General features: G+C 66.7%; 21 protein-coding genes and 1 tRNA gene. 14 read left to right on the plus strand and 8 right to left on the minus strand.

Translation table 11 applies throughout. The features are described from left to right. Positions 1-89: 89 nt before the first annotated feature. From trmY to BSG17_RS01365, 3 genes are all read left to right on the plus strand, one after another. A complete protein-coding gene (trmY, locus tag BSG17_RS01355) occupies positions 90-686 on the plus strand; it encodes a tRNA (pseudouridine(54)-N(1))-methyltransferase TrmY (RefSeq protein WP_089820671.1) in 597 nt (198 codons plus the stop codon). A gap of 95 nt (positions 687-781) precedes the next feature. After that, positions 782-854, plus strand: a tRNA-Pro gene (locus BSG17_RS01360). Between the two features lie 955 nt (positions 855-1,809). Then, on the plus strand, positions 1,810-3,063 hold the full coding sequence (locus tag BSG17_RS01365) for an MgtC/SapB family protein (protein ID WP_089820672.1): 1,254 nt from the start codon (positions 1,810-1,812) through the stop codon (positions 3,061-3,063). A gap of 130 nt (positions 3,064-3,193) precedes the next feature. Here BSG17_RS01365 and BSG17_RS01370 read toward each other — a convergent pair whose 3' ends face one another. Together BSG17_RS01370 and BSG17_RS01375 are read right to left on the minus strand one after the other, a co-directional pair. After that, positions 3,194-4,714, minus strand: a complete 1,521-nt coding sequence (locus BSG17_RS01370; protein WP_089820673.1) for a uracil-xanthine permease family protein — start codon at positions 4,712-4,714, stop codon at positions 3,194-3,196. Positions 4,715-4,879: 165 nt separating this feature from the next. Continuing rightward, positions 4,880-5,701, minus strand: a complete 822-nt coding sequence (locus BSG17_RS01375; RefSeq protein WP_089820674.1) for a hypothetical protein — start codon at positions 5,699-5,701, stop codon at positions 4,880-4,882. A gap of 122 nt (positions 5,702-5,823) precedes the next feature. Here BSG17_RS01375 and BSG17_RS01380 point away from each other — a divergent pair, with 122 nt between their 5' ends. Together BSG17_RS01380 and BSG17_RS01385 are read left to right on the plus strand one after the other, a co-directional pair. Beyond that, positions 5,824-6,717, plus strand: coding sequence for an alpha/beta fold hydrolase (locus BSG17_RS01380; protein ID WP_089820675.1), 894 nt, complete (start codon positions 5,824-5,826; stop codon positions 6,715-6,717). A 92-nt stretch (positions 6,718-6,809) separates the two neighbouring features. Further along, a complete protein-coding gene (locus tag BSG17_RS01385) occupies positions 6,810-8,105 on the plus strand; it encodes a glycoside hydrolase family 68 protein (RefSeq protein WP_089820676.1) in 1,296 nt (431 codons plus the stop codon). Between the two features lie 148 nt (positions 8,106-8,253). Here BSG17_RS01385 and BSG17_RS01390 read toward each other — a convergent pair whose 3' ends face one another. Continuing rightward, complete coding sequence (locus tag BSG17_RS01390; RefSeq protein WP_089820677.1) at positions 8,254-10,404, minus strand: GH32 C-terminal domain-containing protein; 2,151 nt, start codon at positions 10,402-10,404, stop codon at positions 8,254-8,256. 175 nt (positions 10,405-10,579) lie between these two features. Between BSG17_RS01390 and BSG17_RS27440 the strand changes: the two genes are divergently transcribed. Next, complete coding sequence (locus tag BSG17_RS27440) at positions 10,580-12,727, plus strand: right-handed parallel beta-helix repeat-containing protein (protein ID WP_211609041.1); 2,148 nt, start codon at positions 10,580-10,582, stop codon at positions 12,725-12,727. A 141-nt stretch (positions 12,728-12,868) separates the two neighbouring features. Then, positions 12,869-13,540, plus strand: coding sequence for a hypothetical protein (locus BSG17_RS01400; RefSeq protein WP_089820678.1), 672 nt, complete (start codon positions 12,869-12,871; stop codon positions 13,538-13,540). 51 nt (positions 13,541-13,591) lie between these two features. Here BSG17_RS01400 and BSG17_RS01405 read toward each other — a convergent pair whose 3' ends face one another. The 3 genes from BSG17_RS01405 to BSG17_RS01415 form a co-directional block, all read right to left on the minus strand. Then, positions 13,592-13,936 carry a hypothetical protein gene (locus BSG17_RS01405; RefSeq protein ID WP_244531462.1) on the minus strand — a complete coding sequence of 115 codons (345 nt, stop codon included), beginning with the start codon at positions 13,934-13,936 and terminating at the stop codon, positions 13,592-13,594. A gap of 124 nt (positions 13,937-14,060) precedes the next feature. Beyond that, complete coding sequence (locus BSG17_RS28430; protein ID WP_089820680.1) at positions 14,061-14,372, minus strand: lycopene cyclase domain-containing protein; 312 nt, start codon at positions 14,370-14,372, stop codon at positions 14,061-14,063. A 75-nt stretch (positions 14,373-14,447) separates the two neighbouring features. After that, positions 14,448-15,299, minus strand: a complete 852-nt coding sequence (locus BSG17_RS01415; RefSeq protein ID WP_089820681.1) for a UbiA family prenyltransferase — start codon at positions 15,297-15,299, stop codon at positions 14,448-14,450. 149 nt (positions 15,300-15,448) lie between these two features. Here BSG17_RS01415 and BSG17_RS01420 point away from each other — a divergent pair, with 149 nt between their 5' ends. Next, positions 15,449-16,732 carry an aryl-sulfate sulfotransferase gene (locus BSG17_RS01420; RefSeq protein WP_089821006.1) on the plus strand — a complete coding sequence of 428 codons (1,284 nt, stop codon included), beginning with the start codon at positions 15,449-15,451 and terminating at the stop codon, positions 16,730-16,732. A 55-nt stretch (positions 16,733-16,787) separates the two neighbouring features. Here the strand turns inward: BSG17_RS01420 and BSG17_RS01425 are convergent, their stop codons facing one another. Continuing rightward, positions 16,788-17,783, minus strand: a complete 996-nt coding sequence (locus BSG17_RS01425; protein ID WP_089820682.1) for a zinc-binding dehydrogenase — start codon at positions 17,781-17,783, stop codon at positions 16,788-16,790. A gap of 171 nt (positions 17,784-17,954) precedes the next feature. On the opposite strand from BSG17_RS01425, the gene BSG17_RS01430 reads away from it, so the two are divergent. The 6 genes from BSG17_RS01430 to tgtA all read left to right on the plus strand — a co-directional run bounded on the left by BSG17_RS01430 (position 17,955) and on the right by tgtA (position 24,516). Then, positions 17,955-18,563: an NUDIX hydrolase gene (locus BSG17_RS01430; RefSeq protein ID WP_089820683.1), complete on the plus strand. Its 609-nt coding sequence runs from the start codon at positions 17,955-17,957 to the stop codon at positions 18,561-18,563. Between the two features lie 85 nt (positions 18,564-18,648). Continuing rightward, positions 18,649-19,413: a CPBP family intramembrane glutamic endopeptidase gene (locus BSG17_RS01435; RefSeq protein WP_089820684.1), complete on the plus strand. Its 765-nt coding sequence runs from the start codon at positions 18,649-18,651 to the stop codon at positions 19,411-19,413. Between the two features lie 2 nt (positions 19,414-19,415). Then, positions 19,416-20,303 carry an alpha/beta fold hydrolase gene (locus BSG17_RS01440; protein WP_170864682.1) on the plus strand — a complete coding sequence of 296 codons (888 nt, stop codon included), beginning with the start codon at positions 19,416-19,418 and terminating at the stop codon, positions 20,301-20,303. Between the two features lie 232 nt (positions 20,304-20,535). Further along, a complete protein-coding gene (locus BSG17_RS01445; RefSeq protein WP_089820686.1) occupies positions 20,536-22,029 on the plus strand; it encodes an alpha,alpha-trehalose-phosphate synthase (UDP-forming) in 1,494 nt (497 codons plus the stop codon). 3 nt (positions 22,030-22,032) lie between these two features. Next, on the plus strand, positions 22,033-22,917 hold the full coding sequence (otsB, locus tag BSG17_RS01450) for a trehalose-phosphatase (RefSeq protein WP_089820687.1): 885 nt from the start codon (positions 22,033-22,035) through the stop codon (positions 22,915-22,917). Positions 22,918-23,019: 102 nt separating this feature from the next. After that, positions 23,020-24,516 (plus strand): tRNA guanosine(15) transglycosylase TgtA, encoded by a 1,497-nt coding sequence (tgtA, locus tag BSG17_RS01455; protein ID WP_089820688.1) that lies wholly within the window; start codon positions 23,020-23,022, stop codon positions 24,514-24,516. A gap of 59 nt (positions 24,517-24,575) precedes the next feature. Here the strand turns inward: tgtA and BSG17_RS01460 are convergent, their stop codons facing one another. Beyond that, positions 24,576-25,544: a DUF6199 family natural product biosynthesis protein gene (locus tag BSG17_RS01460; protein ID WP_089820689.1), complete on the minus strand. Its 969-nt coding sequence runs from the start codon at positions 25,542-25,544 to the stop codon at positions 24,576-24,578. Between the last annotated feature and the right edge of the window lie 22 nt (positions 25,545-25,566).

The following is a 25,566-nucleotide window of genomic DNA, read 5'->3' on the forward strand; positions in this document are numbered from 1 at the left end:
CGAGGACATAGCGATAGCGCCGACGACAGCGCCTTCGGTACGCGTCCGCGAGTGGACAGAGCCATTACCCGCTCGCGGCACTCTCCGGTATGCGTCAGTTCATCGTCCTCGGTCACGACGTCCCCACCGACCCGTCGTTCTCACTCGACGACATCGCGGGCGGCGCGGGTCGACTCGACGTGCTGTGTCGCTGTGTCAACTCCGCGTTCTTCCTCTCGCACGACATCCGCGAGGACGTCCGCGTCCACCTCGTGCTCGGCGACGAACTCACGGTCCGCTTCGAGGGGAGCGAGCTCCGGCGACTCAACCCCGACGAGCGGAGCACGGCCGCCCTGATCCGCAAGGCGCTGGAGAAGAAGGGGGAGGCCATCGGCCACATGCCCGCCGAGTCGTCGCCCGGTGTGTCAGTCTACCGGATGGGCTTCGAGGAGACGCTCGAAGCGGCGGCGAGAGACGCGACGGTCGTCCAGTTGCACGAGGACGGCGACCCCGTCGTCGACGTCGAACCTCCGGATAAGCCGCTCTTCGTCCTCTCGGACCACAACGACTTCACCGACGAGGAGGAGCGGCTGCTGGCGGAGGCGGTCGACGAACGCGTTCGCATCGGGCCGAAGGTACTCCACGCCGACCACTCGATGACTGTGGTCCACAACTACCTCGACACCGACGGCTACACGACGTACTGAACGACCGACGGCGCAGGGTCGCAGTACGGTAACGGGTCGCTCAGCCTACGACGTATCACAACTGTTAAACGGAACCCTCGCATCCGATAGAGTGCGGGCCGTTGGGGTAGCTTGGTATCCTTCGAGCATCGGGTGCTCGGAACCTCGGTTCAAATCCGGGACGGCCCACTTCTACCGCGAATCTCCATCTGAGCACCGCCGAGCGATAGCGAGGCGTGTGCGAGTTACGACCAGATTCGCGGTTGTGTGAATCACTCTCGGATTTGAACCAGGGAGCGGGAGGTGAGCGAGCGTAGCGAGCGAACGGGAGCGACCGTGGTTCAAATCCGGGACGGCCCATTTTCCGCAACTCAATTTCAATGAGCGTCGGCGAGCGACAGCGAGACGTACGTGAACAACAACGTGAGTTGCCGAAATGGAACACTGAGGATTCGAACCAGAGAGCGAGCGAACGGGAGCGACCGTGGTTCGAATCCGGGACGGCCCACTTCTACCGCGAACCACGCCCGAAGCGACTACACATAGTGATTAGCGGAAGTCTTCGTACTCTTCAACGCCTCAAGATTCCTACCTGCTGAAATCTGCGTGCTGAATAGAGGACGCAGGGCGCAAGTCGGTCAGTGAGACAACTGTGACTTGGCCGTTCCTCAAGCAGGGTGTCAATCACAGAAAAATAGATTGTCAAAGGAATCTCTATATCTCAACAAGGTATTAGTAACATGAGTCACACGCTTCAATGCCTCTTGTTCGCTCACTGAGTAGAAGCACAGACGTCGTCGAAAGCACTGTGGGTGAGCCGGGCAGACTCGCCCACAATGCGACGTCAAAGGCGCGCACCGACACAAAACTGGTCGCCCTGTGCGGTGGCACGACTCATTTCGGGCACAGAGAATGTTATCTTTTTGGCTGTATTTTCAGCGTATTAGTTATTTCACCAAGTATGTTGGACATATACTCTCTATTCAGCACGCCACTCCTGACAGCATCCGGGGAGGTTTCTGTGGTCGTGCTGAATACAGCGCGCATAGTCAGCAAGGATGATCCGGTTGGTGAGCGCGGGTGCGAGTACGTCGATCTCTTCTGTCCCGTAGTTTGACGTTGAGCCTCATCGAATCTCTGAGCGATGGTCGATCCTGTAACCGACCCACTCGTTGAGGTTCTCTTACATCTCTTCGTCGGTGTTGGACTCGGCGCACTTATCGGGTTAGAACGAGAGCAAAGCGAGTCAGGTGGGACGTTCGCCGGGAGTCGTACTTTCCCCCTGTTTGCGCTCTATGGGGCGCTTGTCGCGGCATTTTTCCCGACGATCCTTTCTGTTGCCCTCGGTGTACTCGTCGTCCCGCTTACCGTCGCATACGCTGGGAAAATCTGGCACACACAGGATATCGGTCTGACAACGCTGATGGCTGCACTTCTCACCGCAGTACTGGGAGCGACGGCGATGCATTCTGATACCGGCGCAGTTACTGCAATCGTCGTCGGCGGTGCCATCACGGTGCTCCTCTCGGTCAAAGATCCGATCCACGAATTCGCCGCCCAGATCGAAGAGACTGAACGCCTGGCCTCGGTGAAGTTCATCCTCGTCGTCCTCGTCGTTCTGCCGGCGCTTCCAGACCGCTCACTCGACGTTCTCTATGGGCTCAATCCTCGATTTATCTGGTTGATGGTAGTTTTCGTCACCGGGCTTGGGTTCGTCGCTTACCTGCTCGGGCAATTCCTCGGGCCGGAACAGAGCATCGCGTTAACCGGGATCATCGGCGGGTTCGTCTCCTCGACGGCGACGACAGTTTCGATGGCGGAGAAGACGGCGCAGAACGAGACGCTGTATCACGTCTGCGCGTTTGCGGTCGTCACTGCGTCTATAGTGATGTTCCCGCGAGCACTCATCGAAGTTGCGGTCGTCAATCCGAATCTACTCTCGAGTGTAGCCCTTCCACTGGGAGCCATGACCGTCGTCGGGATAGTTGCTGCTGGAACGCTGTACTGGTGGACTACGTCCGACGAGACAGTCGAACCCGGCGAACTGAAAAATCCGTTTCGACTTGGGCCAGCACTCCTCTTCGGTGTGATCTTCGCGGTTGTGCTCCTCGTCTCTGAATACGCACACGAGTGGCTAGGCACATCAGGAGTGTACGCCACGGCGTTCCTCTCTGGTCTGGCAGATGTAGATGCGATAACTATTACGTTGAGCAAACTTGCAGCTGAGGGTGCAGTTTCGACGCAGGTTGCAACCACGGGAATCGTCATTGCGGCCATCGCAAACACGTTCGTCAAGGCTGTATTGGCGTGGCTCCTGGGCACCTATCGGCTCGGACGACTCGTCTCCATCGTTCTAAGCGTCGTTGTCGTGAGTGGACTGGTTCTACTCGCAATCTAGGCTTCTCGTGCCGAACGTCGTGTATCAGACTCACACTGCTATGCTGCATCCGTCCTCTATATTCAGCACAGCATTTCTGACAATCATCCGAGAGTAAACGGGACTGCCTGAATCCTTTTGCTAACCCTTATCAGTCCGCGTTCACGCTCGACTCGTCGCTACGGACGAACCGGTCGTAGGCGGAAGCGAACTCCTCGTCGCTCTCGGCGCGCTCCTCCCACTCTTCGAGGCCGCGCTCCTGGCGCGTCCCGGAGATGGTGTTGTCGAGGACGAACGCGACGAGGCCGCCGACGGCCATCCCCGTCCCCCCGACGACGAAGAGCGTGTCCGCGACCACCTGCGTCCCGAGCACCGGACCGAGGACGGCGACCTGAGCGAGCCCCTCCTGCAGGGCGGACGTCCCCTCGAGATTGCCTACGTAGGTCGGAATCGCCAGTCCCGCGAACGTCGAGACGCCGAGCACGTAGATGTTCCTCGAGGAGTCGAGGTCGACGTACTTGAGGTTCGAGAGGCCGACTGCGACGATCTGGCCGAACATGGCGACGTAGAGCCCGCCGACGATGGGATCGGGGATAGAGGCGACGAACCCGCCGAAGAAGCCGAAGAAGCCGAAGACGAGCATCGCGCCCGCACCGACCTGGACGACGTAGCGGCTCGCGACCCCGGTGAGGCTGATGGCACCGATGTTCTCCGAGTAGGACGTCGACCCCGCCGCACCCATGACGCCCGCGAAGGCGTTCATCAGCCCCTCCATGCCGATACCGTGGTTGATCCGTCGCTCGGAAGGTGCGCCGACGCCCGAGAGGCGGGCGACGGCGTGGTAGTCGCCGAACGACTCGACGATGCTGGCGGCGACGCCGGCCAGCATCCCGACGACCAGGGAGAGTTCGACCTGCGGTATCCCCCATTGGAGCGGGTAGATGGGGACGACCACGGGGTTCTCGAAGATGGCCGCGACGTCGACGAACCCGGGCGCGCCGGGGTGGTAGACGCCGGCGAGCGAGAGCGCGAGCGCCACGACGTAGGCGACGACGACCCCGAGGAGCACCGGGAACAGTTTGAACACCGGATGTGCGCCGTCGAGATACTGCGAGAACAGCGTGATGAGCAGGAGCGTCAACCCGAGGAGCCACCAGTTCTGCGTCGCGGTGACGATCTGCGGCGTGTCGAACAGCGAGAGACCGATGAGTGCGATGGTGGGAGCGACGACGACCGGCGAGAGATACTGCCGAAGGCGGCCGAGGAGACCGAAGTAACCGATGGCGACCTCGACCAATGCCGCGACGACGATCGCACCCTGGAGATGCACCAACGCGGTGTTCCAGTCCCCACCGGGCGTCGCCTGTACCACGCCGACGACGGCGAGGGCGGGCGCGAGCATCGAGAACGGCGCGCCCTGAACGATCGGGTAGCGGTTCCCGAACGTCGTCTGTGCGAGCGTGGCGACGCCGGAGACGACGAAGAACGTGCCGACGAACCGCGGGACGACCGACTCCGGCATCCCGAGCGCACCCGCGAGGATGAGCGGGACGGCGACGTTCGCCCCGACCATCGTCAGGTAGTGTTGGACCCCGAGTAGCAGCGACGTCGGCAGGGGTGGTCTGTCTTCGATGCCGTACTCCACGAAGTCGGATTCGGGGCCGTCGCTCATTTCGTTGTCTCGCTTCGAGCGAGTCGGTCGTCGATATAAAAGTGCTCGCTTTCGGCCCGCCGCTGTCTGTCGATTGACTGACCCCTCTCAGATCGGCGAGTCCGTCAACCCGTTGTCGGTGGTGTGCGAGGGAGCGACAGTGCCGGAGGTCGCCGGGAGATCGCCTCAGAGCACGACGGCGTCGTTGCCGAGCCAGGACTCTTTGGTCTCCCGGGCGAGCGGACTCTCCTCGACGATCTCTGGTGTCGTGAGAGCGGACGAGTCGCCGAACCGGTCGGGGTCGGGGGTGACGGCTTCGAGTCCCGAACAGAACGCCGACCCGCGCCGGCCGAACGCGCTCACGACGCCGCCGAGACAGCGTTCCTCGAACGGCGTCTCGCGCGGGTCGGGGAACTGGTCGCGGACGGTCTGCGCTCCGGATCTGATGCGCTCGGCCGCCTGTCGCTGCGAGTAGCGACTCTCGCAGTGGTAGACTTCGGTGTACTCGTCGTCGAGCTCCTCCGCCGAGTGCTCGGGGGACTCGTACCAGAGAACGTTCTCGTCGACGTGTCCCCGGACGAACCGAACGTTGACCGTACAACAGTGAGGGTAGCGCAGTATCAACGGGAAGACGACCATGTCCGACACCGTGAACATCTGCTGGATGCGCCAGACGGCTTCGTTGAGATACGCTGCCGTCGCCGCGACGCCGTCGTCGCGATCGCCTCCGGCGTAGGCGAGCGCCGCCGCCTCGAAGTCGTCGCCCATGTCCCGTTCGACCGACGCCCGGTAGCTCCGTTCGAGCCCCTCGAGTTGCCGTTCGTACACGTCGAGCATCGAGACGTCGGGGTCCGCGATCATCTCGGCTTTCCGCTCTTGGGCGGCGGCGACGGTCGCCATGTTCCGGTGAAGGCCCAACTCGGCCTCCTCGTTCGACAGCGGGATCCGTATCGCCTGCCGGTGGAGGAGCCGCGAGTCGCCGGTGAATCGGGATCGGTGGCGGCTCATCTGCGAGAGAGACAACCTATCACTACCTCAAACTTTGGAATCGTTGCTCGTATGACTGGCAGGTACCAAGACACGAACGGGAACCGGTCGGGGTTTAGTGGCTGCCCCACAAACCGTCGGGCGTGACGGAACACACTCGACTGGTCCACCGCCAGACGGTCGTCAACGACGTCCGACTCCACTACGTCGAGGCCGGCGACCCCGACGACGAGACGATCGTGCTCCTGCACGGGTTCCCCGAGTTCTGGTACTCGTGGCACGAACAGATCCCCGCACTCGACGACGAGTACCACGTCGTCGCGCCGGATCTCCGCGGCTACAACCGCTCGGAGAAACCGCCCGGTGTCGACGCCTACCGCATCTCCGAGCTCACCGCCGACGTCGTCGACCTGATCGGCGAGTTCGGCGACAGCGCCCACCTCGTCGCCCACGACTGGGGCGGCGGCATCGCCTGGAACGTCGCCGCTCGTCACCCGGAGGCCGTCGAGACGCTCTCCGTCCTGAACGCACCGCACCCGGGCGCGTTCGAGCGTGAACTCCGGCGCAACGGCGAGCAGCGACGGAAGTCGTGGTACATGTTCTACTTCCAACTCCCGTGGCTCCCCGAATGGTATCTGACTCGCCGTGACTGCGCGGCGCTCGACGAGGTTCTCCGCGGCGGATCGGCGACGCCGGACGCCTTCACCGACGCCGACGTCGAGCGGTACAGGGAGGCGTTCGCTCGACCGGGAGCCGCCACCGCCGCGATCAACTACTACCGGTCGGTCATCCGCGAGGAACTCAAGGACCACCTCCCGTTCGTTGAGGGCGACGTGGCCGCACGCGACGTCGACGTACCGACGCTGCTGCTCTGGGGCGAGGAGGACTTCGCGCTCACCGATGCGTTGACCGAGGGACTCGACGAGTGGGTGTCGGAGCTGACGGTCCGGCGAATCCCGAACGCGAGCCACTGGGTCCAGTTGGACGCAGCCGAGCAGGTGAACGAGGAACTACTGGCGTTCGTCGGCGACCACTAGCCGACGGACGTTCGGAACTCGTCCGACAGCGCCTCAGACGTCTCCCGTCGCGGACCGAGGGAGTTTTCGACCGCCCACAGAGATGTCACAGTATGACGCACCGACTCGACACCGCCGCCGACGGCGGCCGACGGCCGACCTCGTGGACGCGCGAGCAGGCCGAGCGGATCGAGCGCACCGCCGACAACGTCGCTCCCATCATCTACCCGCCCGCGGAGGACGCCTTCCCGGAGCTCCACATCTGGGACACGTGGCTCCTCCGGACCCGCGACGGCAGTATCGCCGATCTGGACGGCTGGCGCGTCCTCGTCTCGCTGACTGCCCCCGCGGACCTCCTGCCGGGGAAGCGTCACGACGTCGCCGCCCTCCGGTACTTCTACTCCCGCGACGGCCAGGAGTGGAACCGCGGCGGGCGAGTCTTCGAAGAAGGGGCTGCGTTCGGGTCGCGGCAGTGGGCCGGGTCGGCGCTGTACGACGACGGCGAGCTGTACTTCTTCTACACGGCGTCCGGCCGCCGCGACGAGGGAGAGCTCACCTACGAACAGCGCCTCGCCGTCGGCCACGGCGGAACCGTCGAGACGAGCGACGACGGCGTCGACGTCGGCGGCTCGTTCGACCACGAGATCCTCCTCACCGCCGACGGCGAGTTCTACGAGACGGAAGACCAGTCCCGCGGGATGATCTACACCTTCCGCGACCCGTGGTTCTTCGAGGACCCCCAGACCGGGAAGACCCACCTGCTGTTCGAGGGGAACGCGCCCGTCTCCGAGGGGAGCGACGCCTGTGGTGGCGACGCAGCCCAACAGGAGTTCAACGGCTGTATCGGAATCGCCACCTCCGAGAGCGGCGATCCGACCGACTGGGAACTCCGACCGCCGCTGGTCGAGGGGACCTGCGTGAACCAAGAGCTCGAACGACCACACGTCGTCGTCCACGACGACCGCTACTATCTCTTCACCCCGAGTCACGAACACACGTTCGCACCGGGGCTGCACGGGTTCGACGGCCTGTACGGGTTCGTCGCCGACTCGCTGGACGGCGAGTACGAACCGCTCAACGGGTCGGGGCTCGTCGTCGCCAACCCCGGCAACGCGCCGTTCCAGGCGTACTCGTGGCTGGCGTTCGGGCACCGCGAGGAGATCCTCGTCCACAGTTTCTTCAACTACTACGACCTCGGCGGACGATCGCTCGACGACGTCGCCGACCTCCCGCCCGAAGAACAGCAGCGTCGCTTCGGCGGTAGCTTCGCGCCGACGCTCCGACTCGGCGTCGACGGCGACCGGACGTGGATCCGCGGGACGCTCGCCCACGGTCACGTTCCGACCGAAGACGAGGAGTTGGAGGAACCGTTCGAGCCGCGTCGCGATCGTCGCTCCGGCGGGTACTGACGGCGGTTACCCGCTCCGGTCGTCCGTCCCGCGACCAGCGTCCGTGAGTCCGTCGCCGTCGGCGTGGCTGGGACGACGACTTCGACGGGGTGAGGCCCGTCCATGCGTTACCGTTCGAATTTCTTATAGAGGAGTTTTCGATCGACTGTCACTCGGGGCCGGAGCCGAACTCGGGCCACGTCGCCTCCAGCTGCCAGACGTCGAGGCGGTCGACGGTGACGGCGCCGCCCTTCGCGTAGATGGAGACGCCGTCGCTGTCGTCGCGGGTCGGGTAGACCCGCGTCGTGAGACAGCGGCGGTCGTCGGCGAACAGTTCGAGCGTCGACCCGTCGAGGAACGCCCGGAGCCGGAGCGACCCGCCGTCGTCGACGGGCATCGTCTGCGCGCTGGTCGCCACCTCGGTGCTCCGGCTCGCGTGTGCACGGTCGACGACGATCTCGTCGCCGGTGTACCGGATCGGCGTGCGTTCGACCCCGTCGGGCGACTCGCGGACGACGAGGCCGAACTCCTCGGCGCCGTCGAGTTCGAGCTCGACGTCGAACTCCAGTGCGACGCCGCGGACGTCGAGGACGCTCGGGTCGGTCGGGCTGAGCGTCACTCCCTCGTGGTGGACGTGTTCGCCGCGGAGCTGTCGGAGCTCTCTGGCGGGTCGCTGACGGAGCGTCCCGTCCTCGTCGAGGTCGAGCAGGCGCGGGAGCGAGAGCAGCCCCGACCAGCCGGCGTCCCACTGGGCGGACTCCTCGCGCGTCTCCTTCACCCACCCCCACGTGAGCTGTCGGCCGTCGTCGCACTGCATCGACTGCGGGGCGTAGAACTCGCCGTAGTCGAGGACACCCGACCGCTCGGGGTCGAGTCGGCCGTCGCGGACGACGCCGACGTAGTACGGGACGGTGTCGTAGTTCGAGACGTGTAACAGCTGTCGGTCGCCGAAGTCCAGCAGCTCCGGACACTCCCACATGTGGCCCGTCTCCGCGACGTCGCCGGTGAGGAGCGGCCCGAGGTAGTCCCACTCGCGGAGGTCCTCCGACCGGTACAGAAGCGCCGTGCCGCCGACGTCGACGATTCCAGAGCCGATCAGCTGGTACCACGTCCCGTCGTCGAACCAGACGGAGTGGTCGCGGAACTCCGCCTCCCAGTGGTCGGAGCCGAGGACGTGGAGTTCGGCCGGCGGCTCCTCGATGACGGGATTGGCGTCGAGTTTCTCCCACGTCCGGAGGTCGGGGTCGGTCGTCGTCGCCAGACACGGGAGCTGCTTTCGGTCCTGCCCCCCCGTGTAGAGCAGCGTCGCGGTGCCGTCGTCGTCGACGGCACACCCCGACCAGCAGCCGTCGGCGTCGGGGCTGTCGGGCGTAGGTGCGAGCGCGACCGGTTCGTCCCGCCAGTGTAGCAGGTCGTCGCTGACGGCGTGCCCCCAGTGGATGGTGCTGTGGTACGGCCCACCGGGGTTGTACTGGTAGAAGACGTGGTACTGGCCGTCCCAGTGGATCAGTCCGTTGGGATCGTTGAGCCAGTTCGCCGGCGGCGACAGGTGGTACCGCGGTCGGTTGTGGTCCCCCGCGAGCGCGTCGCGGAGGCGCTGAAACCCCTCGCGCGTCTGGGGGCGAGTCGTCGACGTCGCCTCCGTCTCGCTGGCGAGGTAGCTCAACACGTTGCCGACGAACCTGTCGCGCCGACCGGCGTGGTCCTCCTCGGGCGGGACGTCGAACGTGACGCCCGCGCCCGCGCCGACGACGGTGCCCGCACCGACCGTCCACGAGAGCGTCGACACCTGCCGCGGATGGTCGGCGTCGCCGTGGACGGTGCTCGCGAGGACGTCTCCCGTCGACGGGAGTCGGCCCTCGTAGCGGGCGAACGGCTGTGCACCGCCGGGGCCGCGCGTCGGCACGCGGAGGCCGTCGAACCCGTCGAAGGCGGGGTGGGCGGCGTGCAGTCGTTTGACCAGTAGTCCCGTCGACTCGGGCACCTCCTCTACGCCCGTCGCGTCCGGTCCGACCGGATCGATCCCCAGCGCCTCGACCGCGGCGAGCGCGCGGAGTCCGAGGAGGAGTCCGCCGCCGTCGCGGAGATACGCGCCGACGGGGCCCTCAAGCGCCGTCACCCGGTCGGCGTCGACCGGTTCGTCGCAGTGCCACCACAGCACGTCGTACGACGAGAGTTCCGTCGTGCCCTGGACGACGTCGTCGACCGGTAGATAGTCGCGTTCCACACCGGTCTCCGCACACCAGTCGTACGCAGCGTGTTGCTCCGGAGAGAGGTCGTCGAGATGGAGACACCCAACTCGCACCGACGAGTCAATCATCGTCTCCTACCACAGCGGCGTGTGGTATATCAACATCGCTCTCCGCGGTTCGTCCCCTCGCCGTCGTGGGGTCGTTGGCTGAATGACTGGCATGCCTCGATGAAAGACATATAAATCTTGTTGCCATTCTGCTGCCGCGGAGTTTATTGTCTAGTTTGATGTTCGCCCGGACGCAATGGTACGAGACCGAACGGGTCACAGCTCCCTGAGTCGACGGACCCTCCTCGGGTCGGTCGGACTCACGTGCCTCTCTGCGGTTGCCGGCAGCTCCGTCGTGGCGGCGGCGGAATCCGACTACGGTACTGTCGTAGATATCGAGGAGGCGGGTGCGGACAGCGGCGGTGAGGACCCCATCGACGACGTCTTCGACGACGTCAAAGGCGACGACACCCTCGTGACGTTCCCCCCGGGGACGTACAAGGCGAACAGGCTCATCATCTACGGGTTGACGAACTTCGCGATGGTCGGCGAGGGCGACGTGACCCTCGTACCGGGAGAGAACTACGATACCGACCTCTGGCTGGCGGGCGCGGAAACGCGAGACGTTCGCATCGAGAACTTCACGTTCGACCACCGGGGCGACGACGTCACTCCCAAGGTCGACATCGGCGTCGAGGACGGGCTCGTCGTGCGCGACGTCACGAAGGTCGGAAGCCACGACGCAGGCGGTCCGTCGACCGCGCTGGACATCTATGGCGGCGGGTCGGCGCTGCTCGAACGGTTCGTCGCCACCGACGGCGGCAAGTCGGTCGGGGTCTACGCGGGCGGCGACGGGTCGTTGACCGTCCGTGACTGTCGTATCGAGCGGTTCGACGACAACGGCCTCTACGTGTCGAACCTCGGCGGGTCAGTGACGGTCGACGGCGGGACGTACCGCAACAACAACGTCTCACAGATCCGGGTCGGGAGTCCGAACACGGTCGTTCGCGACGCCGACATCGCGGTCGACGAACCGCTCCCCGTCGCCGGCGACGACGTGCGCAACATGCGCGGCGTCCGTATCGCCGACGGCCCCGGTCCCGTCTCCATCGAGAACTGCGACATCACGATGAAGAACAGCGAGGGGACGGGTGCAATCGTCGGTGCGTACTCCGGCGGCTCGTTCACCGTGACGGACACGCGCATCCACGTCGGCGCCGACTACACGACGATCGGCTCCGACGGCTCCCGGACGAGTTACGCAGTGTTCGTCGACGACGCGACCACGACTGACCCCGGCACGCGGACGTTCGACGGCGTCTCGGTCACCGGGGGCGGGACCTACCGCAGCGCGATGCGATTCCGGCGGGACGGCAACACGATCAGGAACTGCTGTATCGAGCAGTCGGGCACCGGTCGCGACGGGATCGTTTTCGAATCGTCGACGGACAACGTCGTGATCGACTCGACGATCGACGTCACCGACGACCCCGTCCGCGAGATCGAGGGGTCGTCGGTCGCGACGGACGGCATCGCCACGTCCGGGAGCTGTCCGCTCCCGTCGAACGCCGGCGGCGACGACGGCGACGACGGTGTCGAACCCGGCGACGAGTTCCCCGGCGAGACCGGGTCGGTGCGGACCGACCAGGCGAACCGCGGAGAGTGGCACTCGGTGAGCCTTCAGGGGGGTTACGACGACCCGGTCGCCGTCGCCACGCCCCTGTCGTCGGAGGGGCCCCACCCGTGTGACGTCCGCCTCCAGAACGTCGGGAGCGACGGGTTCGACTTCCAACTCGAGGAGTGGCTGTATCTCGACGGCGACCACTGGACGGAGACGGCCCACTACCTCGTGCTCGACGGCGACGTCACCTCTCTCGGCGGTCTGCCGGCGACGGTCGGCACGGTCGACACGAACCACCGATTCAGCGACGTGGCGTTCGAGCAGTCCTTCGGGACGACGCCGGTCGTCCTCTCGCAGTCGCAGACGTGCGTTGGATCCGACCCCATCGTCACGCGACCGGCGAACGTCTCCGCGGAGGGGTTCGACGTCCGCGTCCAGGAGGAGGACGGCGAGGAGCACGGCGGCTACCACTACGTCGAGACGGTCGGCTACGTCGCCGTCGAACCCGGCACCGGGACGGTCGACGGCCGCGAGTTCGAGGTCGGGCGGACGCCCGAGGCGGTCGACGAGGACTGGTACACGATCGAGTTCGAGAACGACTACGAGGAACCGCGGTTCCTCGCGGACGTCCAGACGTACAACGGCTGGAACTCGGTCGTCGTCCGCTACCGGAACCTGACGAGCGACAGCGTCGAAGTGCGTCTCCAGGAGGAACAGAGCGAGGACGCCGAGACGGGACACGACAACGAACGGCTGGGCTTCGTCGTCGTCGAGAGCGCCTGAGACGGACGGCGTTCGAGTGTCGACGGCGGGCGTGAGGCGAGGCCAGTGGTCCGCGCTGCCGTGTCGCACGCGCCACGCGATCGCACACAGAAGCACAGTTCTGCAACGGTTTATCTCCTCTTTTCGCGTCTCTATCGGTCGATGACGACACGACACAGCGGGAGCAGACGAGCGTTTCTCGGCACCGGGGCGGTGCTTGCGGTCGGGGCGATCGCGGGTTGTCTCGGGCGAGGGTTCGGCGACGACGTCGCGGAGTCGACTGCCGAGTCGTTCCCCTCCGACGACGTTCGGTCGATCGAGGTGCGGAACGCCGTCGGCCGCGTGAGCGTCCGCGGAACCGCGACGGACGCGGTGGCGGTTCGGATCGACAAGCGGTCGCAGACCGGACGGCGCGGGCTCGACGCCGTCACGGTCGGCACGACGCTCACTGAGGGCGTCCTTCGGATCGTCGCCTCGAACGTCGACGGCTACCTGTCGCTGACGTCGAGTCTGGGCACTATCGAAGCCACGGACGTGACGGGACTCGACCACGTCTACACGGAGCTGAGCGAGGTGACGGTCGATCTGCTCGGGCTCCGCGGCGACGTCGACGTCGGCACCGGGATGGGGAGCGTCGCCGTCGGCGTCGCCGACGACCTGGACCTCGACCTGCTCGCGGAGTCGGGCGGACGCGTCTCGTCGAACCTCGCGCTCTCGGGGCTGCGGGCCGACCGAAGCGCGGTCTCGGGACAACTCAACCGCGGCGGCTCCCGGCTCCGCGTCTTCAGCGAGATGGGCGAGGTCGACCTCCGCGCGATCCAGCGAACGACGTGAGCGAGGCCGTCGCTCGTCACGCAGAGAACGACGACGAGAACAGGGACGGACTCAGACGACGTCGCTGACCGGGAGTTCGGTGAAGTCGTCGCCGTCCTTGACGGACTCGACGAGCACCTCCGCGACGCGGACGGCGTCGTCGGGATCGCGGAACGAGTCGCCGAGACCCGCCTCCCGTTTCGTCCACTCTGCGTCCGTCTCCTCGCGGGTGAACACGTCGACCCACCAGTAGACCTGCAGATGGCGGGAGAACTCGGTGATCGAGACGCGGACGGTCGACGCCTCGTTCTCGTAGACGACGCGGCCGCCCTCGACCGTGTAGCACCACTCGCTCGGCAGGTCGAGGTCGTACGGATCGGTGTCGGCTTGCTTCGTCATCAGTTCGGTAGAGGGCACGCTTGCCTCCGGGTTAGTCCCCGACGGATAACCGTCTTTCCCTTCGAGAGTCCCCGAGCCGTGCGATCAGGTGTCGTGCCTCGTGGGCGCAAACGAGCCTCTTCCTCGTGGGCGCGAACGACCCCTACTCGTCGTCCGCGAGCGTTCGGATGGTCTCGTGAGTGCCGACGACCATCGCCGGGACGACGAGCATGAAGATGTGTTCCTCGATCGGAATGCCGAGGAACTCGACGCCCGTCCGCAGCGGGATGGCGAAGACGCCCACCTCCAGCGTGTACCAGTCCCAGAGGTAGGCGAAGGGGTAGAGGACGGCGACGGTTCGAACCGCCTCCCGCCACACGTCGGCGTAGGAGACCAACACGAACGCGACGGTCCCCCAGAGCAGTTCAGTCGCCAGATACGTGTACGGGCCGAAGACGCCGATGTCGGGTACCATACGCCGCGTTCGTCGCCGACGAGTAAAAACCTGTTAGCAGCGGGCCGGACGAAACGGTCGGGAGCTGCCGCCGAGTCACGTCAGCGGCCGGAACCACACCGCGACGACGAGCAGGGCGAGGAAGACGTACGAGCCACGGATGAGGAGCATCGTGGCGAGTTCGTCGTCGCCACGGGCGGCGAAGGCGGCGACGACGCCGAAGACCAGCGGGGCGGCCACCGCACTCGGCGGGAACGCTCGGACGAGCACGAACCCGACGGCGGCGACGAGTCCGAGCGTCATGACCGCGAACGCCGTCGTCCGCGCCCGTCGTCGGCCGAGGACGACCGCGACGGTTCGTTTGTCGATAGAGCGGTCGTACTCGTAGTCCTTCGAGTCGTCGATGATCTTGATGCCCGAGAGGATAGTGACGAAGACGACGGCGAACGCCACCACCGAGGCCGACAGCGACTCCGCCTGGACGTAGTACCCCCCGACGAGCGCGAAGCCGATGCCGGTCGGGTAGCCCATCGTCGCCGTCACCGGGTTCATGTCGAGGTGTGGCGCGTGGAGGTAGCCGAACAGCCACCCCGGCAGGGTGAGCAGCGCGGCGACCGGCCCGACGAGTACGCCGACGGCGAGCAACCCGGTGAAGAACAGCGCCGTCGACCCCGCCAACGCGAATCGACAGCCGGCGGCCGTCAACGGGTGGTCGTCGTCCTCGCCGCGACCGTAGAAGTCGACGTAGCCGTCCTTGACGTGAGCCGTGTAGAGCGCCACGAACGCCGTCGCGACGTGGAGCAGCGCCAGTCCGGGGGCCGTCAGTCCGGCGAGGACTGCGCCGAACGCCGACGCGGCCACCGGCGGGAGCATGAACACCGGGTGGATCTGGGAGGCGAGCGCGCGGAGCGCGCCGCCGACGCCGGAGTCGTGGCGTGCGATGTGCATACTAGTAGCAGCGTTCGCCAGTCACATAGACGTGTTCGCCAGTCGGCCCTACCGCGTGGCGGAGGGCGGAGACGAGACGGTCGGGCGGTCTGTCAACGCGCTTTCCGAAAGCTTATCCACGCCACATGGTACCGTTCAGTCGACAGTCGATGGTTTCGAGAGACACTGCAGGGACGGCACTGGTCGGCGGTGGCGTCGCCCTCTTCGTGGTGACGCTCCTCGTCAGCGCGGCGCTGGCACCGACGCTCGGTGCCGTCGCCGACGGCGACGAGTCGAGACAGACGCTCGTCGGGTCACAGGGCGGCGGTCCGGGGCTTCACGAGGACGGCAGCGTCTATCTCGTGTCGGGCGACGAGATGGAGTGGCGGTTGGCCGACGCCGACAGCTACTTCGACGTGACGCAACTCGACAACGGGAGCGTGATGGCGGGGTTCATGGACAGCGGGTACACCGACTGCGGCCCCTACGACTCGCCGTGCACCCGCACCGGGTTCCGTATCGTCGAACCCGGCGACGACCCCGAGGTCCTCGCGGAGTACAGCTTCCCGGTCCGCACGCGCAGCAACAGCGAGGTCCACGACGTCGAGAAGCTCTCCTCCGGCGAGTATCTCGTGACCGACATGGACGCCGAACGCGTGTTCACCGTGAAGGACGGCGAGGTGACCTGGCAGTGGAACGCCAGCAGCTTCTACGAGGCCCCGCCCGACCCGACGCGGACCGACTGGCTCCACATCAACGACGTCGACGTCGTCGGCGAGAACCGGTATCTGGTCTCGGTCCGCAACGCGAACCAGCTGCTCGTCGTCGAACGCGGCGAGGGGAAGCACGACGCAGAGGTCGTCGAGGTGATAAACGAGGATCCGACCCCGAACGACGGCGACCGCCGTGGCGACCCCGCGTTGCTGGAGCGACAACACAACCCGCAGTGGCTCGGCGACGGCGCGGTGCTCGTCGCCGACAGCGAGAACGACCGCGTCGTCGAACTTCACCGCTCGAACGAGTCCGGCGAGTGGGAGATAGCGTGGTCGCTGTCGTCGGCCGAGGAGGTCGACTTCCGCTGGCCGCGGGACGCCGACCGCCTCGAGAACGGCAACACGTTGATCACCGACTCGCTGAACAGTCGCATCGTCGAAGTCAACGAGTCGGGTGCGACGGTCTGGAGCTACCAGACGCCGCTCGTCCCCTACGAGGCCGAACGCCTCCCCGAGGGCGAGACGGTCGGCGGACAGCGCTACGAGGCCGACGAGAACGCCGGCGAGACGAACGAGGTGCCCGTCCTCTCGCTGCTGCTTCGAGCGGCCAAGAGCAGCTACCCGCTCCCCTTCTGGCTCTCGGAGGTACACGTCCTCCTGACGCTCGTCTCTCTCGGGATGGTGCTGAGCGGCGGCGGCCTCTACCTCAGCGAGGTCGTCCGGCGGCGACGGCGGACGTAGCGACCGCCAACCCGCGGTTCGACGCGACGGGTCGACGCCGACACAGTCACCCACATCACTCGTTGACCAACAGTAGTTTACCGGAGAACCCCCCGGACTCGCCCAGTCGATGCGCGTCGGCGACCTCGTCGAAGCCGAACCGGTCGTGGACGTGCGGTTCGATCGCGCCGTCGTCGACGAGCGCGGCGATGTCGGCGAGTTCCTCGCCGATTCGCTCCTGGCGGTCGCCGAGGAGGACGGGGAGGATGACGAGCACGACGCCCAACTCGAGGGAGTTTGCGTGCATCGCCGAGAGGTCCTGCGTCGAGCTCGACTCGGTCGTCACGACGGTGCCGAACGGCCGGACCGCCTCGAACGACGTCTGGAGGTGGTCGTCGCCGACCGGGTCGAAGACGGTGTCGAACCCGCCGTCGGTGAACTCGTCGACGTAGCTCTCGACGTCGGTGTCGGTGTAGTCGACGGTCGCGTCCGCGCCGAGGTCGGCCGCCAGCGCGCGCTTCTCCTCGGTCGACCCCGTCGCGACGACGTTCGCACCCAGCCAGCGCGCGAGTTGGACGCCGACGTGGCCGACCCCGCCGCTGGCGCCGTAGACGAGCACGTCGTCGTCGATGTCGACCGTCGCCTCGTCGACCAGCATCTCCCACGCGGTGAGCGCGACGACCGGCAGCGCGGCGGCTTCTTCGAGCGACAGCGTCTCGGGTGCGTGTGCGAACGTCCCCGCGTGACCGACGACGAACTCCGCCAGCGCCCCCTGTCGGCCTGCGCCGCCGGGCATCCCGTACACTTCGTCGCCGGGGTCGAACCGGTCGACGTCGTCGCCGACGGCGTCGACGACGCCCGAGACGTCGCAGTGGAGCGTGGCGGGGAACGCCGGGGTGAAGTCGGGCAGATCGCCGCGGCGGATCTTGTAGTCGACCGGGTTGAGACTGCTCGCCGAGACGGCGACGCGGATCTCGTCGGCGGCCGGTTCGGGAACCTCGACCGTCTCCTCGGTGAAGACGTCCGGGTCGCCGTGCTCCTCGACAACGTAGGCGGTCATCTCCGATGGCATCTCGCCTCGACGTTGCGGCGAGAGCCACCAGTATGTGACGCCCGCGGCGAACGAGGGAGCGGCGCGTCGACGGTCACGGCCACGGTCGCCACCTCCCGTCTCTCGTCGCCGACTGGTCCCTCTCCCGCCGCCGACCGGGCCGCTTTTCCTCGCCCGCGGCGACGGTCGACCATGAGCGACGACCCCGACCCGCTGTCGTGGGAGACGACGGGCACGGCCATCGACTACCGCTGTCCCGGGTTCGACGTTCGGCGGGACGACGTGCGACTCCCCGACGGGACGGAGACGGACTACCACTACGTCGACGAGCCGCCGGCGGTCGTGATACTGCCGTTCGACGCCGACGGCGACGTCGTCGTCATCGAGGAGTGGCGGCAGGCTGTCGGCCGCGTCAACCGCGGGTTGCCGGCGGGGACGACCGAACCCGAAGACGGCGACCTGCGGGCGGCAGCCCACCGCGAACTCCGCGAGGAGACGGGGTACGAGGCCGCCGAGATGGAGCCGCTGACGACCGTCGAACCCGCAAACGGCATCGCCAATACGGTCCACCACTACTTCGTCGCCCGCGGCTGTGAACCGACGGGCGAACAGGAGCTCGACTTCAACGAGAGCATCCGTGTCGGGACGACCGACTACGAGCGTCTGCTGGCCGCCGTCGTCAGCGGCGAGAACGCCGACGATGAGGGTGACAGAGCCGAGGGTGGCGACGGAGACGCGAACGGCGTCGTCGACGGCCGGACCGCGGTCGGCGTGATGCGGTACGAGCTGACCGAGCGCTGAGGCGCGTCGCCGAGACCGACGGAGTCCGTCGCCGCGGCTCTCCGCGGACGGAACCGATTTGACACCGGCGGCCCTGAGTGGTGGTATGTCGAACGTCACGCAGTCCTCGAAACTGCGCGCCCTCGGGGTCGGCGTCGGTGCCGGACTCGCGGGCATCCTCGTCTCGTTGGTCCTCGTACTGGCAGTCGCGACCGGGATACAGCTCACCGGAGTCCAGCTCTCGGCCGTCGCGACCATCGTCGTGATGCTGTTCGTCAACCAGTATCTCTCGTTCGGCGGCGTCGCCCTCGGCTACCTGCAGTACCGCGGACTCTCGCTGGACTACATCGGCGTCCGCGTCCCGTCGCTTCGGGACCTCCTCGTCGTCTTCGGCGGCTATCTCGCCGCGTTCGGTCTCGTCACCGTCGCCGGCGTCGTGATCCAGGCGCTCGGCACCCCGACCGCCCAGAACACGACCGCCCAGATGGCTCAGGAGACGCCCGAGATCCTGTTCGTGCTCATCCCGGCGTCGTTCCTCATCATCGGTCCCGGCGAGGAGATTCTCTTCCGCGGCATCGTCCAGCGTCGCCTCCGCGAAGCGTTCAGCCCGGCGCCGGCGATCGTCATCTCGGCGACGCTGTTCGCCGTCATCCACTACGTCGCGCTCTCGGGGCCGTCGGCCGCCCGGTTCACCACCATCGCCATCCTGTTCTTCCCGAGTCTCGTCTTCGGTGCGGCCTACGAGTACACGAACAACATCGTCGTCCCGTCGCTCATCCACGGCGCGTACAACGCGACGCTGTTCTCGCTGCTCTACGTGGTGATCACCTACGGCCCAAGTATTGAACAGTCTGCGGCGATGCTGTTATGACGATGAGTCCGACCCCACCCGGTTCCGACGCTCCGAACGCCGACGCTCTCGACGACGGCCGATCGATCGTAGACGTTCCCCTTCATACGGCCGTCTACGGCGACGGCGACGGCGACGACCGCCAGACCATCGTCTTCGTCCACGGCGGGTGGCTCTCGGGGTCGATGTGGCGACCACAGATCGACCACTTCGCAGACGACTACCGCGTCGTGACCGTCGACCTTCGGGGGCACGGACAGACCGGCGCGACCGGCGAACGCGACTACACCATCGAACTGTTCGCCGACGACCTCCAGCAGACGATGGCGGCGCTCGACGTCGACGCTCCGATCCTCTGTGGGCTGTCGCTCGGCGGTCTGGTCGCTCGGACCTACGCCGCGACGACCGACGACGACCTCGCGGGGTTGGTGCTCGCCGCTACCGTCGAGTCGCTGCCGCCGGTGCCGATGACGCAGTTGCAGAAACAGTTCCTCTTCCCCAAACTGTCGATCTACCCCACGTTCCGTATGCTCGGCTCGGGAGCCTCGTTCCGGATGCTGCTGCAGAGCGTCCGGGCCGTCGAGGGCTCCGCGTGGCTCGCACTTGACGACGACGTCCGCGAGTACGCGCTCTCGGAGGTCGACCGGTTCCCGATCACCGAGTTCATCAAGGTGTTCGACGCGCTCTACGACGCCGACCCCCGCGACGTCGAGAACATCACCGCGCCGACGTTGCTGCTGTACGGCGACCACGAGGCGAAAGCGGTCGTCGCCCAGAACAGACGACTGGCACGGAGCATCGACGACGCGACGACGACCGTCGTCCCCGACGCCGGCCACCTGTCGAATCTGGACAACACGGCCGTCTTCAACGACACCGTCGAGCAGTTCGCCGAGCGACTCGGCTCCTGACCCGCTCGCGACCGTCGCCCGTCGGACCTCGCGTCGGCTCCTCCCCGTCGCCGGTCGTTTTCCACGAGCGGCGGATCTGTGTTCACGAACACGAACGAGCGTCGGGAGATAGTCGGTCGAACTTGGATATCGAACATGGTTAATCGGTGCAGACAGACGGTCTCCAACAGGTTTGGCCCGCATCCCTTTGTGTGATTGCTTCGTAGCCCTCTCCAACTGAGTTCACAAAGCGATGGTTCCCAACGACGACATGTCCGACGACGCCGAAACGGTTCTCGACGGCGACTCCCTGCTCGTGGTCTCGAACCGACAACCGTACAAACACAGCTACGACGAAGATGGGTCGATCACCGTCGACCGGCCGGCCGGCGGGCTCACCGCCGGCATCGATCCCGTCATGCAAGAGACCGACGGGACGTGGATCGCGTGGGGTGACGGCGACGCCGACTCCGACGTCGTCGACGAACACGACCGCGTCCGCGTCCCACCGGAGTCCGAGGCGTACACGCTGCGGCGAGTGTGGCTCACCGAAGACGAGGTCGACGACTACTACTACGGGTACAGCAATCAGGTGCTCTGGCCACTCTGTCACGGTGGGATGTGGAAGACGGAGTTCGCCGACGAGTTCTGGACGCAGTACCGCGACGTCAACGAGACGTTCGCGGAGGCGGTCGTCGACGAGTACGACGACGACTCGCTCGTCTGGTTCCAGGACTACCACTTCGGACTCGCCCCGCAGATGGTTCGCGAGGGGTTGCCCGACGCCTTCCTCATGCACTTCTGGCACATCCCGTGGCCGGGCTGGGACACGTTCCGGTCGCTGCCGAACTGCGAGGAGCTGCTGGCCGGGCTGCTCGGCAACGACCTGCTCGGGTTCCACACCGACTGGTACTGCGAGAACTTCCTTGACTGCGTCGACGAAGCGTTCGAGAACGCCTTCGTCGACCGCGACCAGAAACGCGTCCGGCACGACGGACACACCACCCACGTCGAGTCGTTCCCGCTGAGCATCGACTACGACGAGATCACCTCGAAGAGCGCCGACGCAGACGAGGAGTGGTTCGAGGAGTTCAGACGGTCCTACGGCATCGGCGACGACGTCCAGCTCGCGGTCGGGATCGACCGTCTCGACTACACCAAGGGGATCCCCGAACGTCTGGACGCGCTCGCGCGACTGTGGGAGGAACACCCCGAGTGGCGGGAGAAGCTCACCTTCTTCCAGAAGGGAAGCGAGAGTCGCTCGCGCATCTCGGACTACCGAGAGCTCCAGGAGGAGGTCGAGGAGGCAGTCACCCGAATCAACCGTCGCTTCGGTACCGACGACTGGACCCCGATCGTCTACACCGAGGAGATGCTCCCCGAGACCGATCTGTACGGGCTCTGTCGACACAGCGACGTGGCGCTCGTCAGTCCGCTCCGCGACGGAATGAACCTCGTCGCCAAGGAGTACGTCGCCGCCCAGCGCGACGAAGACGGCGTCCTCGTCCTCTCGGATCAGGCGGGCGCACACGAGGAGTTCGGCGACGACGCGGTGACGATCAACCCACACGACGTCGATGACTTTGTCGAGCAACTCCAGTACGCACTCACGATGGACGAGTCCGAACGCCGCGAACGGATGCGGCGGATGCGACAGCGGGTCGAACAGTACGACCTGTTCGCGTGGCTGCGAGACAGCCTCTCGACGGCACGGGACGTCAAACACCGGCGAGACACCGAGAAGTAAACGATGAGCGACGACGCTCCCGACGCGGACGCCGACCCTGACAGTATCGACACGGACGCCGACAGCGACCTCGACCCCGTCGAACGCGAGTCGGAACTCCGGGCGCTCGAAGCGGCCGTCGGCGACCAGTTGGCCGACGCCGAGGGGCTGCTCCTGTGTACCGACTTCGACGGGACGCTCACCGGCATCGTCGCCGACCCGGACGCGCCGGAGATGCGCCCGGGGAACCGCGAGTCGCTCCGGAGCCTCGCCGGACGTGAGGACGTCGCCGTCGCCGTCGTCAGCGGCCGCGCGCTCGACGACCTGCGGTCGCGCGTCGACCTCGACGGCGTCTCCTACGCCGGCAACCACGGACTCGAACTCGCCCACGACGGCGAGACCACCGTCCACCCCGTCGCCGAGCGCCAGGCCTCGGAGATACGGGCCGTCTGTGAGGCGGTCGAGGACCGCGTCGGCGACGTCGAGGGCTGTCTGATCGAGAACAAAGGCGTCACGGCGACGGTTCACCACCGGCAGGCCGACTTCAACGCCGTCCCCGAGATCCGGGCGGCGGTCGAGGAGGTCGTCGAGGAGATCGCACCGGACCGCATCCACGTCTCGACGGGGAAGGCGGTCGTCGAACTCGCTCCGGCCGTCCCGTGGGACAAGGGACGGGCGGTGTCGCTGTTCCGCGAGGACGTCCCCGAGACGTGGACGACGATGTACCTCGGTGACGACACCACCGACGAGGACGCGTTCCACGCGATCGCGCCGACCGGCGTCAGCATCCACGTCGGCGACGAGGAGACGGCCGCCGTCCACCGGACGCCCGACCCGGACACCGTCGAGCGGTTCCTCCGCTGGCTGGCCGAGGACGGCGTCGGGCGGCTGGGGTCGGCAGACCGATAGCGAGTCCGGGCGCTTCGGTGCCGGTCGAACGCAACCCTTCGCCCGGCCGATACTGTGCCGGTCGAACGCAACTCTTACCGCTCGTGACCGGAAATCCAGCCCATGCGCGACTGTTTCGAGATACGCGACGGCGACGTCGGCGGCCGCATCGGCCGGCTGACCGTCCCGCGAGCCGGCGTCACCGTCGAGACGCCGGCGCTCCTGCCCGTCGTCAACCCGAATCTGCAGACTATCTCTCCCGCCCGACTCGAAGACGAGTTCGGCGCGGAGATCCTCATCACCAACTCCTACATCATCCGCCAGACCGACGACCTGCGCGAGCGGGCGCTCGACGTCGGCCTCCACGAACTGCTCGACTTCTCGGGGGCGATCATGACCGACTCCGGATCGTTCCAACTCGCCGAGTACGGCGAGATCGAGGTGACGACCGAGGAGATCATCCAGTTCCAACTGGACGTCGGCTCGGACATCGGGACGCCCGTCGACATTCCGACGCCGCCGGACGTCGCCCGCGAACAGGCCGAGACGGATCTCGAGATCACCCAGGAGGCGCTGGCCGACGCCGAGGCCATCGACACCGGCGACATGCTCGTCAACGCGCCCGTCCAGGGGTCGACGTATCCGGACCTCCGCGAACGCGCCGGGCGGCACGCCGACGCGACGGACCTCGACGTGTTCCCCGTCGGCGCGGTCGTCCCGCTGATGAACGCCTACCGCTACGACGACATGGTCGACGTCGTCGCCGGCGCGAAGCGCGGGCTCGGCGCGGACTGTCCAGTCCATCTGTTCGGCGCGGGCCACCCGATGATGTTCGCGCTCGCCGTCGCGATGGGCTGTGACCTGTTCGACTCCGCCGCGTATGCGCTCTACGCTCGCGACGGCCGGTATCTGACCGTCCAGAGCACCGAACATCTCGAAGAGCTCGACTACTTCCCCTGCTCGTGTCCGGTCTGTGCGGAACACACGCCCGAAGACGTCCGCGGCTTCGACGAGGAGACGAGAGAGCGACTGCTCGCCGAGCACAACCTCCACGTCACCTTCGAGGAGATCCGTCGCATCAAGCAGGCGATCCGCTCGGGCAACCTACTCGAACTGGTCGAGACGCGCGCACGAGGCCACCCGGCGATGCTCGACGGCTACCGCGCGCTGTTGGAGCACGCCGACCAGCTCGAACGCGAGGACCCCGTCTCGAAGGGGTCGTTCTTCTACCTCTCGGACGAGAGCGCCCGCCGGCCCGAGGTGCTTCGGCATCACGACCGACTCGACCGCCTCTCGCTCGACGGGACGGTGCTGCTCACGGAGGGCGGGACGCCGAAGGAGCACGACTACGACGCCGTCTGGCGGGTCGTCCCGCCGTTCGGACCGTTCCCCCGCGCGCTCTCGGAGACCTACCCGCTCACCGCCGAGGTCCCAGAGCGCGTCGACACCGACGCCTATCTCGCCGCCGCCGACGGCGTCTCACGCCTCGTCGACGCCAACCCCGACGTGACGGTCACGCTGGCACACGACGACTGGCCGGACGTCGCGCTCGAATCGCTCCCCGACGGCGTCGCGCTGGAAAATCTCGCCAGCCCCCGTCACGCCGACGCCGAGGAGTGACGCCGTGCTGGCGACAGTAGTGGCGGGAGCGACGGCGGCCGGACGACGTCGCCCCGCACTCAGACGAGCAGCGTCGGCGCAGCAGTGATCAGAAAGCCGACACACGCCGCGAGCAGGCCACCGAACCGGTGGAGTGCCACGTACCAGTCTTCGGGTTCGACGTCGCCCCGGAAGCCGATGAGTTCGAACCGGGCGTTGAACCGGATGAGTTGCACCGGGAACAGCGCGTAGAGGAGCCCGAACAGGAGGAACAGCGATCCGACCGCCGTCAGCTCCGGTTCCGGACTCGGGTTCTGGACGTACGAGGCGACGAGGACGGCGACGACGGGGACGGCGGCGACGACAGCGGCCTCCGTGCGAGTCGCGTCGCGTCGTCGCTGGAGGATCACGGCGAGGATGCCGCCGCTCCAGAGCAGCGCGACCGCCGAGACGACGAACAACGGGTCGAGCGGTGCACCGGCTGCGGCGCTCCGAGCGGTCGCCTCGACCGACTCGATGGTCCCACCGTACTGGTGGCGTTCGGCCGTCCGTCCGAGGAGCAACGGCCTGACCGCCGCCGGCACCAGCAACGGCACGAGCGCCCACGACGTGTCGCCGGCGAGCGTCGCCAGCGACCCGTTCTCGCGGTCGCCGCCGAACGCGAACAGCCACGCGGTCGAGAGCAGCCACGCGGAGACGACCGAGACGAACGCCGGGACGGCGAGTCCGGAAACTGCACTCTGTGCGTAGCCGGCGAGCGGCCGTTCGAGCTGTTTCGGCTGCGTACAGGACTCGGGCGTCTCGTCGTTCCACTCGATGGCGTCGTCGGTGCTCGGCTCACAGACGAACTCGGACGGTCGACTCGGGTTGTCGACGGTGACGGTGCCGTCGACGGCGGCGGCGATGGGCGTCGCAGCCATCGAGAGGCTGACGGCGCTGGCGGCGGCGACGAGAAGGACGATGCCGACGGCCACCGAGAGCGGGGTCGAGTCACCGTCGAACGCACGGTGGGGTGTGAAGAGACGCGCGAGCGGACGGGGGAGGGCCATGCGTGGCCGTGTCTCTCATCCG

This window comes from Halogranum amylolyticum (assembly GCF_900110465.1).
GTDB classification, from domain to species: Archaea; Halobacteriota; Halobacteria; order Halobacteriales; family Haloferacaceae; genus Halogranum; species Halogranum amylolyticum.